Genomic DNA, 17210 nt, shown 5'->3' with positions numbered 1-17210 from the left:
CCCAGCCATACACAGATACACCCCTCTCATACGAGAAGTAGATTACCATATTTCGGTATTAGTGGGATAGGTTCAAGAAAATTCAACAGCGCCGCAGTTCATGCTTGTTATAAGCCTCTGTGCTGTGTAAATTTGGGTTAGTTTGACTGCTGTTAAACAGTCTTGCTTTCTGACCCTGGTAGCTGCCCACCTTGATGCTGCTGTCCCTTGTGGATAGGAATTAGGTGCGCCCCCAGTAATAGAGGTGCGGGTTTACCGCAGTGGTGGCTACTGAATCACCTCCGAGCAAGGAGGAACCCACCTTAATTATTTTTTGGCATGGTAAAGCGGGGGCGATTTCCCTGGGACTCCTGCCAAAACTTTAAATCGCTTGTTTAATAAGGTTTATAGCCTTTAATGTGTCAGTTGATTTACTTTTTTAAGTATTAACTGACGGGCGGTTTTGGGAGACGTGACAAAAATGCCTTCAGAACTATTGGTAAATCAAGGGTTTGAAGCGCAGAGTTTCAACACCCCTCCCAGCTAGAGGCGGGTTGAAAGGACAAATTCCTCTCGAATAGTGGATATCACTTCTGTTTCAACACCCCTCCCAGCTAGAGGCGGGTTGAAAGGCAAGAGAGTGAGCGTAAATAAAGGTGGATGGGATGGTTTCAACACCCCTCCCAGCTAGAGGCGGGTTGAAAGATTGACCATATTGATGCGATTGATGTGGAAGTTGTGGCGTTTCAACACCCCTCCCAGCTAGAGGCAGGTTGAAAAAATATATACCATCTTGTTCTTAAATTAGCTCTTTCTCGGTATTAGCATTACTTTAAAAGCTTTATCGACTTTTTGTGACTGGTTCTCAATTTCGATAACAAGCTGACAGGTTTTAGGTGGGTTGAAAGGATAGAGCAACAGATTCTTTGTTTGGAGGGAATGACCTCTGGCTCTATTAGTGAATAATTAATCCGGTTATAAGTTAGATGCACAAGGATAATACTGCCATACTTATAAAGAGATAGCAGTATATAAATGTGACAGCTAATATGTTAACAGTGACATCAATTAGTTAAATATGACATCAATCTGTTAACAGTGACAAATAATTAGTTAATGTACAGCTAACGAGCGCGGAGGGATTTGAACCCCCGACCCACAGAACCGGAATCTGTTGCTCTATCCACTGAGCTACGCGCCCCTACTCTTCCATATTATAGCACGTCTGTGATAAAATTCGCAGCTTTAAAGATAATTAGCTGGGTCTACAGGTGTACCATTCCGACGGACTTCAAAGTGAAGATGAGGGCCAGTTGAGAAACCTGTAGAACCAACAGCAGCGATCGCTTGTCCGCGTTCAACTGCTTGTCCCTCAGAAACATATAACTCGCTGGTATGACCGTAAAGTGTAGTTATGCCATTACCGTGATCGATAATTACCGCTCTACCGTAGCCACCATACCACCCAGCAAAAATTACTCTTCCCGAATCGGCTGCCCGAATTTTACTGCCATAGCTAGCGGCAAAATCTAACCCGGCATGAAAGCGACGATAGCCAAGAATTGGGTGTACCCGCCAACCGAAGGGACTGCTAGTAGAAGCATCGCTAGGATATGCCATTACACCAGTTCCCCGAATGATGATGTTTGTCCGGCTGTTGGTTTTTGCTTGCGCCTCTTCAGCTTCTGCTACCTTTTGTTGAATCAAGACTTCCAGATTTTTGGATTCTCTTTCTAGCTGATTTTGCGCGGCTTCTAAGGCCAGGCGATCGCTATTCAGGCGTTGAATCAATTCTGATTGTGATTGTGCCTGGGTTTGATAATCGGCTTTTTGTGCTAATAGTTGCTCACGAATTAAGCCAATTTCATTTTTTTGCTGTTCTACTTCCGTTTTTTGTTTATCGATTGAGTTTGCTTGGGTGTTGAGTTTTACCAAAATTTTCTGGTCTGCTTGAAACACTAACTTCAACTGATGACGACGGCTGAAAAAATCGCTGATATTTTCACTTTCGAGCAAAACTGCCCATCCAGCAAAAGCAGGCGATCGCTGAAGATAACGCAATCGTGCTACTGTTGCAATTTGCCGCTCCTGATATGAACGTTCTGCCACATCTAAATCAGTTTCTAACTGCTGGAGGCGTTGGGTAGCGAGTTGTAATCGTGATTCACTCTCTTGAAGATAGCTATCTGTAGTTTGCAGATTTTGCTTTAAACCAGTGAGGTGTTTTTGCGCCTCTTGTTGGAGATTAGTTAAGCGATCGCGCTCTCCAACTACACCCTGACGCTGCTGGTTCATTTGTTGCTGCTGTTGTCGCAGAGTATCAATAGACCCTGTAGACGTTGCGTGGGCTGGAATTAATGCCAAACAAATCCACAAAATACAGCAAAATGCAATAGATAAACAGCAATAAATCTGCTTTTTTTCTAGAAATCGCCCTCTCATAGTGCGAACCTAATCAATACGATACTTTCAAACACTATGAGGATTATTCCCAAAATCTAATTCACCCACGCCAACACATTATTAAATTGGTATGCCAAGTTGTAACACAAGGATTCCAGCTATGTCAGCTTTGAGCAGGTATGTGAGCAGGGGAGCAGGGGAGCAGGGGAGGCAGGGGAGGCAGGGGAGGCAGGGGAGGCAGGGGAGGGAGAAGAATTAATAACCAATGACCAATGACCAATGACCAATGCCCCATGCCCCATGCCCCATGCCCCATGCCCAATGCCCAATGCCCATTAATTACGATTAGCTTTCCAGTTTGCCAAATCAGCTAAAGAGCGATCGCGATAACGTCCATAACGCTCTGGTTTACTTTTGATTTTCATTCCTAAATCGGGAAAAATCCCAAAGTTCGGCGGCATTGGTTGGAAATGCTTCGGCGATGCGGAACTAATAAATTCTAATAACGCACCCATCATTGTTGTTGGTGGTAAAACCAAAGCTTCTTTACCCAAGGCTAACCGTGCGGCATTAATTCCCGCCAAGCAACCACCCGCAGCCGCTGCGGTATAACCTTCTGTACCAATCAATTGTCCAGCAGCTAATAATGTCGGACGCTCTTTAAATTGCAAGGTAGGATGCATTAACTGAGGAGCATTAATAAAAGTGTTGCGGTGCATCACTCCCAGCCTGACAAACTCTGCTTTTTCTAAACTTGGAATTAATTGAAAGATTCGCTTTTGCTCACCCCAACGCAGATTAGTTTGAAATCCTACCATATTCCACAGTTGACCAGCTTTATCTTCTTGTCGTAACTGCACCACAGCATAAGGACGTTCCCCTGTGCGAGTATCTGACAATCCCACTGGCTTCAGGGGGCCGTAACGCATGGTATCTTCCCCGCGCTGGGCTAGTTCTTCTATGGGTAAGCAAGCTTCAAAAAATTTCGCCGTTTCCCGTTCAAAACCCTTGAGTTCTGTTTGTTCAGCTTTACAGAGTTCTTCTCGAAAGTGCAAGTACTGCTCTTTATTCATTGGGCAGTTGAGATAAGCGGCTTCACCTTTGTCATAACGTGATGCCATAAAAGCAATGTCACGATTAATCGATTCTCCGACGATAATCGGACTAGCTGCATCAAAAAAGCTGAGGTATTCCATCCCTGTAAAGCGTTGCAAATCTTCTGCTAGATCGGGACTAGTTAAAGGCCCCGTTGCTAAAACCACAATCCCTTCAGGAATTGCAGACACTTCACCCCGCCGAAACTCAACTAAAGGATGACTCGCTAAAGTTTCAGTTAAATCTTGGCCAAATTGTCCCCTGTCTACAGCTAGCGCCCCACCAGCCGGAACGGCGTGTTCATCAGCTTTTGAGATGACAATCGAACCGAGTTGGCGTAACTCTTCGTGCAATAATCCCGCCGCGCGATCGCTTGCCATTGCCCCAAAGGAATTACTACACACTAATTCTGCTAAATGTTCTGTATGATGAGCCGGACTAAATCGCTTTGGACGCATTTCATGCAGAATTACTGGCACTCCAGCTTGCGCTATTTGCCAAGCTGCTTCTGTCCCAGCTAGTCCACCTCCAATTACTTGTATCGGTTGTGTTTCCATAGTTAAATTTTTAATTTCCATATTATAAGTATCCATCAGCATTACAAAAGTAAAATTAAATCAAAAGCCATGTTAAACCACAACAAGTGCAAATAAAGTATTGGGTCGATTGTAACGTTGAGACTGCACTCTCAAGATTTTTTACAATCGATTTTGCTGTCACATGAAAAGCCATCGTCAGCACTGGGCTGAACATTTTCCAACTGGTACACTGTCAGGAAGTGCGTTAGCGTAGCTTACCGTAGGTATCGCGTCCTCAGCCCTTCCCTAATTGCATGAATCAAAAAAGTAGGATTTTTGTATAAACCCTTGATTTTTCCTTTTTCCAGATGATACATTCAGTATGCATTCAATAATTAGTTAACAATGCGTAATTCGGACGTGATTTATGACTAAAAACAAAATCAAAAATAAGGTCGTTTTAAATCTAGCTCCAGTTATGTTTATTGAGGAAGTAACAGATGATGAGGAATTAAAAAGTGTATACGGTGGTGAAACGCCTCCTGATTCAGTACTAAACAGTAAGATTAATTCTGCTCTTGTAAATTACGGTATTCCATCTTCTGAAGATCCTAATAACCCATATACATTAACAGAAGAGGCGGTGTCTGCTTTCAAAGGAATTGCGGTTAATGAGACGTAGTAGATACAAACGATTTCCATTAACTATAGCAATATTGCAATACTAGGACGTGTTTTCAAACACGCTCTATTCTCAAAAATAGGCTAATCTAAGTAATCCTGGAATTATACAAATGGCTCATCAAAGTCATTTGATATTGTAATCAAATCTTTGGCACTACCAAATAACAGCAGTTTTCACGAGTCCATGCTTGGGAGCGTGTTCAACTTTGGCAACAGACAATAGACTTCTTAACATTGTGGGGATAAGGGGAAGGGGTAAAGGTATGGAATTTTCCCTTACCCTTTACCTTTAACCTTTCCCCAACATCTTACAAAAGTTACTTTTGCAAGATGTTTAATCAACCCAATAAATTAACAAGCACAAGCTTGTCTGAAAGAAAAGCGATCGCTATCCCCAAAAAAAACTTAACATTAATCTTAGAAGTGTTAATTTTTCATCACATAAACTCATGGGTTACTACATCGCTCCCCGCTTTTTGGACAAACTTGCTGTCCACATTACCAAAAATTTCCTGAAGCTTCCTGGCGTGCGAGTTCCCGTGATACTGGGTATTCATGGACGCAAAGGAGAAGGTAAAACATTTCAATGTCAATTAGTCTTCGAGAAAATGGGTATCGAAGTAACTCACGTATCTGGCGGCGAATTAGAAAGTCCAGATGCGGGAGATCCAGCGCGGTTGATTCGGTTGCGCTATCGGGAAACAGCAGAACTGATCAAAGTACGCGGCAAAATGTGTGTACTAATGATTAACGATTTAGATGCTGGTGCTGGACGCTTTGATGAAGGCACTCAATATACTGTAAACACGCAGTTAGTGAATGCCACACTAATGAATATTGCTGATAATCCCACAGATGTGCAGTTACCGGGAAGCTATGATTCCACACCTTTACATCGTGTACCGATTATTGTCACAGGTAATGATTTTTCCACCCTTTATGCACCGTTAATTCGGGATGGGCGGATGGAGAAATTCTACTGGGAACCAGATAGAGATGACAAGGTAGGAATTGTTAAGGGGATTTTTGAACCAGATGGATTGTCACAGAAAGAAGTTGAACAGCTAGTTGATACTTTTGTCAATCAGTCTATCGACTTTTTTAGCGCTTTGCGATCGCGTATTTATGACGAACAAATCCGCAACTACATCCATAAAGTAGGTTTTGAGCAGATATCCTTGAATGTGGTTAACAGCACTCAAGGGCCACCAGAATTTAAAAAACCAGATTTCAGACTGTCTCACTTAATCGAGTCTGGTAACTTCCTGGTTGGCGAACAAAAACGGGTGGAAAGTTCCCATTTGGTTGATGATTACAATCGACTAAATCGAGGTAGAAATTCTCAATCCACACCACCTGCTGTTGTAACACCAATTAGTCAGCCATCAAATGGCGCAACCAAAGAAGTAAAAACTAATCAATTCCAGAAACAGCAAGCATCAAGTGCCCATTTAACTTTAGAGACACAAGAACAGATTCGGCAATTATTGTCTCAAGGTTACAAAATTAGTATTGAACACGTAGATGAGCGCCGTTTTCGCACAGGTTCTTGGCAAAGTTGTGTTCATAGCCACATTGATGCCGAATCTGATGCCATCTCAAATTTAGAGGCAACTTTGTCAGAATATAGCGGTGAATATGTGCGCTTAGTAGGTATCGATCCTCAAGCCAAGCGGCGGGTGGTGGAGACAATTATTCAGCGTCCAAATGGAAACAATTAGGGGCAGATGCAGCAGAATCCGGGAGTTAAAAATCGGAAGTTAAATCGACGCTTAGAAACTGCATCTAAACAGACTAAACCCGCCCACGCGGGTTTAAAAAGCTTTATTTTCTATTAGCTCATATCATTTCTGGCTAATTATACCAATTTGAAAAAAGAATGCAACAAATAGACCATTTGTAGAGACGCGATTCATCGCGTCTTTACCCAAGGATATGTTGTTGCAATCATTAATTAAATTGGTATTAGCTGCTAAAGAGATAGTGTTTTAGCTATAGCAACGCCAATGCTGTTCGGTTAAGGCAAGAGACGCGATGAATCGCCGTCTCTACAAAGTCAATCCTAAATCATTTGTGAACAACAAAAACCCCAACTTCTTAGAAAAGTCGGGGTTCTAAGGCTACGAATTAGATTCGCCAGATTTTTTGTCAATTCTTAAACAACAGGAAACAATATGTTTCCTCAATTTGATAGCTGAATTTTTCCCTTTTACCTACAAGTACTGGCTGAAGCTGAGGTCATCGTTCTTAAATCGCCTGTAAATGCAGCTGTATATTGATAAGGTGATGAACCAGAGCAATACATGGAATTTGTATAGGTGTTACGGGGAGTCCACCATGACGTTGCTTTCACAGTCAAATTTGTGCCATTCCATGATAGATAATTGACAAGTAAAGAGTTAGTTTGTCCATTATCTGACTTTTTAGAAGAGAAAAATGTGGCATAATCAACCTGGCCATTATCTGGATTAATCCGGGCTATAACTGCGGCTTTTGGCCCGCCTCCATTGCCATAGCTAGGCAACCATCGACCACTAGCAAAACGGCGAAAATCATTACCTGTCTGACTGCCTGTGGAAGAGTAAATGCCATATAAAACATCACTTCCATTCCAATACAATCCGTAACCTGTACCATCGTCATTTGTTGTCTCGTAATCATTACGACACCATGCTTTTATGCCATTATTAAAGCGGATAGTTACAGGGTTTTTGTTATTTGAGAGTTGCTGATAACCAATGTAAATTCTTGCTGTTCCATTAACTACTTTGGGGCCATTTTTAGCTGCGATTGTCGCTTCACTATCATTGCAACTGAATGTCACAGAATCGCCGATCGATGTATTTATGGTTTCGGCTAAAACTGGAGCAGTTTTTTGTGTGATAACTAAGTCACTTACTAAAATTACAGACAAAGAAATGCCCGCAAAATACTTGTGTAATTTGCCAGAATAAATCATGTTATGAATCTGCCGAGACAAGGAACGGAAAACACCGTATCACTATAAACTCTAATCAGTATTTATACAAGCAAAAAGGTTGAAAATACTATATAGCAAGACTCTCAGCGCTCCAAAAAGTTAAGCAGAGCTACAAAATCCCCGTTCTAATATGCATGATGATGCATGATAATAGCTGTATATAATTGTTGTTTATCAGAGAGCATTAGTAAATATAAAAAAATGCAATAGGTTATGATATGTCATAAACAATTGCAGTATTTTAGAAAATAATTTTAATCAGTAAAGTCGCCTGTGTTCGTTCCCCACAGCCCTTGCAAGAAGATTTATTGCTCTCTGTCTTATGCTTTTATCCGGGCTGTATTAGGTAGTTTTAGGATTTTCAACTGATGCTTCTCCAGCAGCAGCTTTCAGGCGGCTCAATCTGCTTTTGCGAACCCGTTCACTATCGCGAATCCCACCTGCCATTTCATATTCGCTGCTATCTTTGCCATATTTAAAAGCAACCCCTCTTACCATCTTGTCTGTAAGATTACTTAGGGCCTTTTCCATTGCATCAATTTTAGTTTTAGAAGAATCAATTACAGTTAAAGCAGTGTTATAAGCATCAAGCATAGTTCTTAGCTGCTCAATTGCTTGACTTAAGCTTTGCAAATCGCAATTATCACCAAAACTCATATTTGAATCAATTGCTTTGAGTCCAGCGGATCTCAACTCAGCTTTTTCGAGAACACGGGATGTACGTTTTTTACGAGACATCAATATATTCCTTAGAGAGGTTTATAAAGCTACTTTGCCTTACTAAAGCTGTTTTTTGGTTCAGTAAAATTAGTGATAATTATATTTGTTAAAAAAATCTCAACCAATTTGAGTAATTTTTCTTGGTTTTCAGTTTTTACCTATTTTTCTTTGCAATTGCTTTAATCTTGATGAGAAACATTGCAATGTTGATGAAGAACATTACAATGTTGATGAAGAACATTACAATGTTGATGAGGAACATTACAATGTTGATGAGAAACATTTCAATGTTTATGAAGAACATCGCAATCTTGATGAAGAATATTGCAATGTTGATGAGGAACATTACAATGTTGATGAGTAATCTTGCAATGTTACAGCAGTTTTCAGGTGTTTAGACCACGAATTAGATGGAGAATGTGGAGTAGGCTTGCCGTAAGCGTAGTCGAACGGGAGTAAGGAGTGGGGTATGAAACAGCAGGAGGAGACAAAGGCAGTTATTTTGTTGATACTGCCAGGAAAATTCATAGTCTGGGAAATATAGCAATCCGTAGGAGGCAAGAGCAAGAGGCTATAGGCAATAAGCGACAGTCAAGAAGCCTCTTTGAGTTGTACTGAATTTTTTCGTAAATCAAATATTGATTTGGCTACTTAGCAAGTATTGACAGTAATTAAGTATAGTAAATCTCCTTACCGTGAATAAGTTCTATTTAATACAGTTAGATATTTATAAGATACTTATTTTCTCATAAATATTTCAATAAGTGGTCAGACAAAAATATTTACAGTCATTGTGATTGCTTTATTGCGCAACTCTTGGAGACGCTACCGCGTAGCTTGCTTCTCCGTAGGAGTACGCTCCATTCGCAATGACATTGTGTAATTAATTTTGTCTGACTACTTACTGCTTCACTCATGCCATTTATATTCCCAATACAAAGCTTTCAGAACGAAGACAAAGTAATATTTAGTACTATCATAGGGCGATCTTAGTGTGCCAGTTGGGTAAGTCTTAGCTAAGTATAAATACTTTCCCCCCAACACATCCCCAATTAGTGTGAGTCGTCCCCAGTCATCCCCATATTTATCCCCACTTACTCTTCATTTATTTCTGGAGATGCTTCTAAAAAGCCAGCAATTGGGAGAGGGAATTCACCGTTATTGAGTAGTATTTCAAAGCATTCATCTTCTGAAATTCCGTGTTTTTTAGCTTTGTAGGCTAGTAGCTCTTTAAACGCTCCGATATTTCTTCTTATGTAGAATGAAGTTATTGAGGCTAAATTAGCCCTTACAGATCGCTCCATTAGCTTTGAGGCTACCAAAAACCAATCTTTATCAAAATCTGATAAATTTACTGATCCGACATTTAATTTAGCCATTTTTTACTTTTTTATTTTTTCTATATTACACTTGTTTGATACTGGTATGGTTGTTTGATACTGGTGATGTAAATTACGTATACTAACTTTTTGATATACTAATGTTAAACCTATATAACATTGGTATATTAAAGAGGTGGACAAATATACAACATCTGACCAGACCGGTATACGCTACAAGATTAGACAGAGGATAGTAACTTTTCTTGTAGCTACTTGGACGCGTCTTCTACATGTCTAAGACTGTCGGTTTCTTGTCCGTTCCTTGTCTTGTCCACAGTTTGACTTACTACTAATAGAGACAATATTAGCTACTGACCAAGGCACGACCGCTAACGATTCACTTGATGAGCTTGAATATACCCGAACGATTGTTGCTGGGAAATTAAAGATACCAGCAATAACTCTTGTTCGTTATTTAACATTAGGTGCTGATTATATTCCTGCCTTGAAAGCTTATGTATCGGATGACGACCCTTTGAACGGTAAACAAATTTTGGAGTCTAATATCAAATATTTAGAAGAAATTCAATATCTAAAGTTACATTATTTGCCTTTGCGAGTAACTGAGATTTTGAATCATAAATATACAGCACTGGAGAGTGGTTGATTATGAATATTTCAGAACTTGTGACATTTTTGAACGGTGTTTCTAATATTCTGGACTCTGTACAAGATTCACCGGAATTAAAAAGATTGGTCAAATCAAGATATTACTCGACAAGTAATAATCTAGTTTTGGCTGACATTCAGCTAGTAATCGAGGAAGTATCTAAGGGATTAGACCAAGCAAATAAATTTGAATTAGATCAAAAACTATTAGAAGAATAAATCATACAACTAAAAAATTATGCTCTCAAACATCGGATTTCCGTTATCGATGTCATTGAGATTTTATCTTGCAAATTTACCAAAATTGCTCTTACAATAAAATCATTCTTTTCCGCTATTGTTTGCGTAAGTCTTAAGATGATTACAATAGAAAATTATCTGGTAAATCCACTTGCACATAAAAAGCTATGCTTTTTTGAGGTGGAATTATTAGGGTTTAACTAAGTAATTAATGGGAGCAAAAATGATATGGTTGGAATTGCGATCGCAGGCACTGGATTTGGTCAAAAAGTCCACATCCCTGGATTCCAAGCACATCCTCGCACTGAGGTAGTTGCTGTTTATCACCGAGATATCAATAAAGCCAAAGCCATAGCAGAATCCCATAATATCCGCCACGCTTGCGACTCACTTACAGATATTGTCGCCTTACCAGAAGTGCAAGCAGTCAGCATCTCTACACCGCCCTTTTTGCACTATGAAATGGCAAAAACCGTATTACAAGCTGGCAAACATTTATTACTAGAAAAGCCGACCACTTTAAATGCAGTTGAGGCGAAAGAACTTTATCAGTTAGCTAAAGCAAAAAGCGTCATTGCGACTGTAGATTTTGAATTTCGCTTTGTACCAGCATGGCAGTTGTTTGCAAAATTATTGTCAGAAAACTATGTAGGTGAGTTACGCCTAATTAAAATTGATTGGTTAGGTTCTTCTCGTGCTGATACCTCACGTCCTTGGAATTGGTATTCTGATAAAGATAAAGGAGGCGGTGCATTGGGATCTTTGGGTTCTCACGCCTTCGATTATATTCACTGGTTATTCGGGCCAGTGCGTAGATTAAACGCCTATTTGAGTACTGCTATTCCTACACGAGTTGACCCGATTAGTGGAGAATCTAAGGCAGTGAATACAGATGATAACTGTATATTAACCTTGGAATTAGCGAATGGTACACCTTGCCAACTTTCTATCAGTGCGGTTGTTCATGCAGCAAGAACCCATTGGGTAGAAGTATATGGCGATCGCGGTACATTAATTGTGGGCAGTGAAAATCAAAAAGATTATATACATGGTTTTCGTGTTTGGGGTTCCCAGCCAGGTAAACCTCTAACGGAAATAGAAATACCGAATCGGTTAATTTTTCCCAAAAATTATGCTGATGGCCGCATTTCGGCATTTATCCGCGTAGTAGACCAATGGGTGCAGGGAATTGAACGCAATCAGGAAATTACCCCATCACTACGGGAAGGAATTTATTCTCAGTTGTTGATGGATTTATCTCATGAATCTCATACAAAAGCAAGTTGGTTAGACGTACCCAGTTTGGAAGAGTTTCTTAGCAACTAGAGAGAAAATGAGCAAAACTCCCCGTATTCGTATCCCCCTGGAAGTCAAGAAATATGTTTTTGAACGTGACAAATATCAATGCCAAAGCTGCGGTAAAACTACTACAGAAACTCACCTCAGCATTGACCATATCATTCCCCTGGCCCGTGGTGGTCAAAATGATATCAGCAATCTCCAAACTCTCTGTCTTACCTGCAATCAGCAAAAAACAGATAATATTGACCCCCGTTTCCGGCGATATTTTCAGCTTTAGGCTACAATCATGTGGGCTATTCGTTTCTTATTTCTATGCCTCAAAATCACAATAGCAATTCCCGAAGATTCCCCAATATTAAAACTACAATTCTTTACCTCTTCACCTTTATGACTGTTTTAGTAATAGCCTTTCCCTGGCTATATGAGGTTAAAACTAAAGCTGGGATCAATATATCACGTAGCCGCCATGCAGGAACCTTTTTTGAGAAACATACATTTGGACTCTTTAGGTGTGAGTGGCTTTATCCCTACCATTGTGATCGCTCTCACGTGAAGTAAAGAAAATTACAGCATAATTCAAAATTCAGAAGTCAGAATGGGCTACGCCCCGCTGCGCTAACAGTAGTAAAACAGGGTGCATTACCTGGACTTGAGATGAATCGTTGTGTACAACACTTTTCTTGAAATTCACTACCAAAAGGAAAGGGGATAATTATCCCCTTTTCTTTGTGTGAAGTTTTTATCCAAAAATTGACCTCGTTCCCAGTATTTAGCTGGGAACAAGGTTTTGACTTAAGTTGATACTAATGTTGCGCTGTGAGTTCCTAAATCTATCCCAACTGATTTGAGATAGAACTGACATCAACGGCTAATTTTTTGCCCAACTTGAGCAACTGAAGACACTGATTATCTCCTTCATTGCCAACGCTAGTAATACACACTGGCGCTATCTGACTGTGCAGACAACTAAAATATAATTCTTGCGATCGCTGTAGGGAAATATCAATATTTAGTTGATCCCCGACATCAATCAATCGCTCCAATAGTTGGATATCTGCATTAAAACTACCATTGGCATCGTGCAACAATTGCCAGAGCGATCGCGCAATTAACTGTTCTAACATCTGCTTACCGTCAGGAATATTCAGCCGACAACGCAGATGTTTTGCTTCAGTTGCGATCGCCTCCAATTCTAAGATGTGATTCCAACTCTTTTGGGGATCGGCGATATCTTGCTCAAGCGATCGCAATGTCATCAAACAGCGATGCCCTAAAGCAATATCTGCTGCTACCTGCAATTCTTGCGGTACTGCGATTTCATCTCGATGAAACGCCATCAGCACCCCATAATTATCACGGTACGCTTGAGTATACAACTGTCCTAAACGTGTCAGTGTTTCCTCACTAAGCAGCCGCATAATCCGGTGGCGTTCTTCAGCAAATAGATTTTGTAAGCTGAAAGCTTCTTCGCCAAATAGCTGTGTCATCGCCAAGATAGTATGAGCCGCACTAGCTTGTTTTAGTGCCCCAAACAGCTTTTCTTTTAATTGGCTGTAGTTACGTCTCCCAGTAAATTGTTGAATGCCACAGTGGAAATCCCAGCCTCCCAAATGCAGAACTGCAAAGACCAAATGTTCACTTTCCCAAGTAATCTCTGATACCAGCTTTAAATTTCCCACAGCCAGAGTTAGCGATCCCATCCGTTGCATTTGGTAATCTAACTCATTGGCTGCGTAGCAGTAAACCCGCTTATGGTAACGCTGAGACTGTTTGTCAGCAGCATCTTTTCTGGGTAGGGAATTGTGCGCCTCTGCTGGTTTCTGATTGCTAAATAGGGAAGTAATGGCGTAATGGGCTGCTACTTGCTTAAAGCCAAGCTGGGCAGTTAACACGAGTTGTCGATAAATTTCTGCACCGTGTTTGAACTGATCCACATTACTGGGGGCTAAACCAAGACGCTTGACGAAGCCTTTTTCCAACTGCACACCAGCCACATCCCCGGCCAATTCCAAAGCACGGGCAGCGTAGCGCAGAATTTGCGTCCCCTCTGGACGGGAAATTTCTTCAAAAAACCAACCGCAACTAGTGAACATCAACAAAGCGTGACGCTGCATTTCTAACAGGCGCAAAGCGTCTACTTGTTCGGCTGCGGTTAGTTTGTGGGTTTGATGACGGGCGAGAAAACGGTTGACATTGGTAGCAGAGCGATCGCGCAATACTTGGATATATTCATCCCGTGCTAACCAGGGATCGCGAAATAACTGTCTACCATGTTCTGCATACACCTCAGTTAGCTGATCCCGTAGCCAATTTAGGGCATCCCGTAGGGGACGACGCCATTTCTGATGCCAAACACTACCTTCCCCACCGCAACCACAGTCATCCTCCCATCTGCCGACACCGTGGGCGCAACTCCAGGCTGTGACTGACTTTAATTCCACTTCCCAGCCGGGAGAATTTAAGCTCAGGTAGTGGGCGAAGTTCGTTACTGTCCAACCTTGTTGAGGAAACTCTTTAGTAAAGGCATAGGCTAAAGTTTTCTCTGTTCCCTTCTTGTGATGTCCAAAGGTTTCCCCATCCGTCGCCACAGAGATTAACTGTGCCAGACGATGATCCCCACGCACTGCCGAACCGATACGTCCGGCAAAGTGACTGGAGTTATAAACCACATCACTAAAACCCATGTCCCGCGATATCGGGCCATCGTAGAAGAAGATATCAATGTAGGGTAATTCTTCTTTTCTACCATCGTTGGGGCTAGTAGCGATCGCCTCCGGCGGGGCGTAGCTTATCGCACTCAGAGGTGAAGATGAAGTGTCGAGTGTGGGCTTCAAATAACAACGATAGGGACGGGTAGAATCAATCTGACTACCGCCGACTTCGATCCATTCAGGATGGGGATGATCTGGAGTGGGGAGGGGACGGCAACGCAATGCTTGAGATGGTGCAAGGATAATGAAGCGAATACCCTCAGCAACAAGAGCTTCTAACGTGGCGTAGTCTACAGCAGTTTCTGCTAGCCACATCCCTTCGGGATCGCGCCCAAAGCGGGAGCGGAAGTCTTCTTTACCCCAGCGAATTTGAGTATATTTGTCGCGCTCATTCGCCAGAGGCATGATGATGTGATTGTATACTTGCGCGATCGCATTACCGTGACCATGCAAGCGTTGGCTACTCTTAGCATCCGCCTCTAAAATTCGCTGATAAACTTCCACATCGTAGCGTTCTAGCCACGACATCAGCGTCGGCCCGATATTAAAACTGAAATACTCATAATTGTTGACGATCCCCACCACTTCACCTTGGTCATTTAAGACTCTGGCAAAGGCGTTTGGACGATAGCATTCCCAATGAATCCGCTCATTCCAATCATGGAAAGGTGCAGCGCTCGGTTGGCGTTCAATTGCGTCCAGATAAGGGTTTTCCCTTGGTGGCTGGTAAAAATGACCATGCACCGTCACATAAACACCATTAGCCTTTCTCAGGGGATCGGTTTCTTTGGTGTTATTGGGATCTGAATGTAATGTTAACGTTGAGCCAGAGCTAGCTGGCATTTCAGCAGCAGAAGTCATGTATATTTAATCCAAAACAAAAAACTTGCAGTTGCACCGAAAACATTGTGTGTAAACCTTACTACAATAGTTTGAACACAAAATCCGGTATAAACAACAACTATGAGATCCAACTAAATTTTGACAAAGCTGTTTTATTGTAGTGGGAAATCTGCGTTATCGCACAGCCCTTTCCCTGAAGGCTTAAAGTAATTAGCCATTGAACAAAGCCTCAGTTAGGGGTTTTCTCTTCTTTAGCGTCAATCAAAATTTTAATTGTCTTTTAATAATTAAACCCCATTTTTGATGTAATATTTTGGCTAAAATTCATACTTTTGCAACAAAAGATTACAAGAACTGATCATATCGCAATTTTGCTTTACACAACATCGGCAGCAGTGAACGGAAAACAGTACAATCTCTGAATTGTTCTACAGGCGGTTGAGAGTACCATATCGGAGTGCTGAGTGAAAGTGATTGTTAATTCAACACTCCAAATTTGAAACTTAGGATTGCTCGCTGTGAATGATACCCTCAACTTAAGACAACAAATGTCAACCAAAAACATTATTCTTTTCGCTTTACTACTGTTTATCCCGGTTTCTGTAGCAGCTCACTTTCTGGAATGGGGAGAATTGATAGTTTTCATTACAGCTGGATTAGCAATTCTGCCCTTAGCAGCTTGGATGGGTACAGCCACAGAAGAAATTGCTGTCGTAGTCGGGCCATCACTGGGGGGCTTGTTAAACGCCACCTTTGGTAATGCTACAGAACTAATCATCGCCCTAGTAGCGCTAAACGCTGGGTTAATAGATGTAGTCAAAGCTAGTATCACGGGATCGATTATTAGCAACTTACTACTGGTGATGGGTTTTTCCATGCTTTTGGGAGGACTGCGCTACAAAGAACAGACATTTCAGCCAATTGTGGCGCGGGTGAATGCTGCTTCGATGAATTTGGCAGTGATTGCCATTTTGATGCCAACGGCGATGAATTATACCTCTCAAGGAATTAACGAAGAAACAGTGCAAAATCTTTCTATTGCTGTTGCTGTAGTGTTAATCCTGGTTTATGCCCTAACGCTGCTATTTTCGATGAAAACCCACTCCTATCTATATGATGTGGGTGTAGCGGAGACAGAAGAAGAGGAAACCCCTCACGCGAAACCAAATATGATGTTGTGGGTTGGTGTCTTGCTAGTATGTACCTTGCTAGTGGCACTTGAGTCAGAAATGCTAGTAGATTCTCTGGAAGTGGCCACATCTCAACTAGGTTTAACGGCGCTGTTTACAGGGGTAATTTTGGTTCCCATCGTCGGTAACGCGGCTGAACACGCCACAGCAGTCACCGTGGCGATGAAAGATAAGATGGATCTTTCCCTTTCGGTAGCTGTGGGATCGAGTATGCAGATTGCCCTATTTGTTGCACCTGTGTTGGTGATAGCAGGGCGGATATTGGGTAAACCAATGGATTTGGATTTCAAACCCTTTGAATTAGTAGCTGTAGTTGTGTCAGTGTTGATTGCCAACAGTATTAGTTCCGATGGTAAGTCCAATTGGCTGGAAGGTACTTTGTTATTAGCTGCTTATACAGTATTGGGATTCGCCTTCTACTTCCATCCAGTTATGGAAGGTATGGGGTAGTACCGCAAGGCGGAAGTCAGCCCCTTTGGGGAAGTCAAAAGTCAAAAGTTAAAAGTCAAAAGTTTTGTATATCAAGGCTTTTGCTTGTTTAAAATGGCAGCTTG

14 protein-coding genes, 1 tRNA gene and 1 CRISPR repeat array are annotated in these 17210 nt (G+C 41.5%); of the genes, 8 read left to right on the top strand and 7 right to left on the bottom strand.

The features are described from left to right. Positions 1–503: 503 nt before the first annotated feature. Positions 504–759: a CRISPR direct-repeat array (repeat unit 37 nt; unit sequence GTTTCAACACCCCTCCCAGCTAGAGGCGGGTTGAAAG). A 348-nt stretch (positions 760–1107) separates the two neighbouring features. The 3 genes from HWQ43_RS04415 to trmFO form a co-directional block, all read right to left on the bottom strand. After that, positions 1108–1180: transfer RNA gene (locus HWQ43_RS04415), tRNA-Arg, on the bottom strand. Positions 1181–1224: 44 nt separating this feature from the next. Then, positions 1225–2421 carry a murein hydrolase activator EnvC gene (locus tag HWQ43_RS04410; RefSeq protein WP_292730664.1) on the bottom strand — a complete coding sequence of 399 codons (1197 nt, stop codon included), beginning with the start codon at positions 2419–2421 and terminating at the stop codon, positions 1225–1227. Between the two features lie 296 nt (positions 2422–2717). After that, positions 2718–4034 (bottom strand): FADH(2)-oxidizing methylenetetrahydrofolate--tRNA-(uracil(54)-C(5))-methyltransferase TrmFO, encoded by a 1317-nt coding sequence (gene trmFO, locus HWQ43_RS04405; RefSeq protein WP_099103823.1) that lies wholly within the window; start codon positions 4032–4034, stop codon positions 2718–2720. Positions 4035–4422: 388 nt separating this feature from the next. Here trmFO and HWQ43_RS04400 point away from each other — a divergent pair, with 388 nt between their 5' ends. Beyond that, positions 4423–4677: a hypothetical protein gene (locus HWQ43_RS04400; protein WP_292730661.1), complete on the top strand. Its 255-nt coding sequence runs from the start codon at positions 4423–4425 to the stop codon at positions 4675–4677. A gap of 451 nt (positions 4678–5128) precedes the next feature. Next, entirely contained in the window at positions 5129–6400 is a 1272-nt protein-coding gene (locus tag HWQ43_RS04395; protein WP_292730659.1) for a ribulose bisphosphate carboxylase small subunit, read from the top strand. Between the two features lie 488 nt (positions 6401–6888). On the opposite strand, the gene HWQ43_RS04390 is transcribed toward HWQ43_RS04395, so the two are convergent. The 3 genes from HWQ43_RS04390 to HWQ43_RS04380 form a co-directional block, all read right to left on the bottom strand. Further along, positions 6889–7638: a hypothetical protein gene (locus tag HWQ43_RS04390; RefSeq protein WP_292730657.1), complete on the bottom strand. Its 750-nt coding sequence runs from the start codon at positions 7636–7638 to the stop codon at positions 6889–6891. A gap of 363 nt (positions 7639–8001) precedes the next feature. Beyond that, complete coding sequence (locus tag HWQ43_RS04385) at positions 8002–8397, bottom strand: hypothetical protein (RefSeq protein WP_292730655.1); 396 nt, start codon at positions 8395–8397, stop codon at positions 8002–8004. Positions 8398–9473: 1076 nt separating this feature from the next. Beyond that, the gene (locus HWQ43_RS04380) at positions 9474–9758 is read right to left on the bottom strand and encodes a hypothetical protein (RefSeq protein WP_292730653.1); all 285 of its coding nucleotides are present in this window, start codon (positions 9756–9758) and stop codon (positions 9474–9476) included. A 265-nt stretch (positions 9759–10023) separates the two neighbouring features. Between HWQ43_RS04380 and HWQ43_RS04375 the strand changes: the two genes are divergently transcribed. From HWQ43_RS04375 to HWQ43_RS04355, 5 genes are all read left to right on the top strand, one after another. Then, complete coding sequence (locus HWQ43_RS04375; protein WP_292730651.1) at positions 10024–10368, top strand: hypothetical protein; 345 nt, start codon at positions 10024–10026, stop codon at positions 10366–10368. Between the two features lie 2 nt (positions 10369–10370). Continuing rightward, the gene (locus HWQ43_RS04370) at positions 10371–10589 is read left to right on the top strand and encodes a hypothetical protein (protein ID WP_292730649.1); all 219 of its coding nucleotides are present in this window, start codon (positions 10371–10373) and stop codon (positions 10587–10589) included. Between the two features lie 249 nt (positions 10590–10838). Then, on the top strand, positions 10839–11936 hold the full coding sequence (locus HWQ43_RS04365) for a Gfo/Idh/MocA family oxidoreductase (RefSeq protein WP_292730647.1): 1098 nt from the start codon (positions 10839–10841) through the stop codon (positions 11934–11936). Positions 11937–11943: 7 nt separating this feature from the next. Further along, entirely contained in the window at positions 11944–12189 is a 246-nt protein-coding gene (locus HWQ43_RS04360; protein WP_292730645.1) for an HNH endonuclease, read from the top strand. 35 nt (positions 12190–12224) lie between these two features. Then, positions 12225–12470, top strand: coding sequence for a hypothetical protein (locus HWQ43_RS04355; protein WP_292730642.1), 246 nt, complete (start codon positions 12225–12227; stop codon positions 12468–12470). 272 nt (positions 12471–12742) lie between these two features. Here HWQ43_RS04355 and HWQ43_RS04350 read toward each other — a convergent pair whose 3' ends face one another. Beyond that, entirely contained in the window at positions 12743–15484 is a 2742-nt protein-coding gene (locus HWQ43_RS04350; protein ID WP_292730640.1) for a DUF3536 domain-containing protein, read from the bottom strand. Between the two features lie 530 nt (positions 15485–16014). Between HWQ43_RS04350 and cax the strand changes: the two genes are divergently transcribed. Continuing rightward, complete coding sequence (cax, locus tag HWQ43_RS04345; protein ID WP_292730638.1) at positions 16015–17106, top strand: calcium/proton exchanger; 1092 nt, start codon at positions 16015–16017, stop codon at positions 17104–17106. Positions 17107–17210 lie beyond the last annotated feature (104 nt).

The organism is Nostoc sp. JL31 (assembly GCF_017114965.1).
Taxonomy (GTDB): domain Bacteria; phylum Cyanobacteriota; class Cyanobacteriia; order Cyanobacteriales; family Nostocaceae; genus Nostoc; species Nostoc punctiforme_A.
The sequence above is the reverse complement of the archived record's forward strand: the minus strand, read 5'-3'. Positions and strand labels throughout refer to the sequence as shown.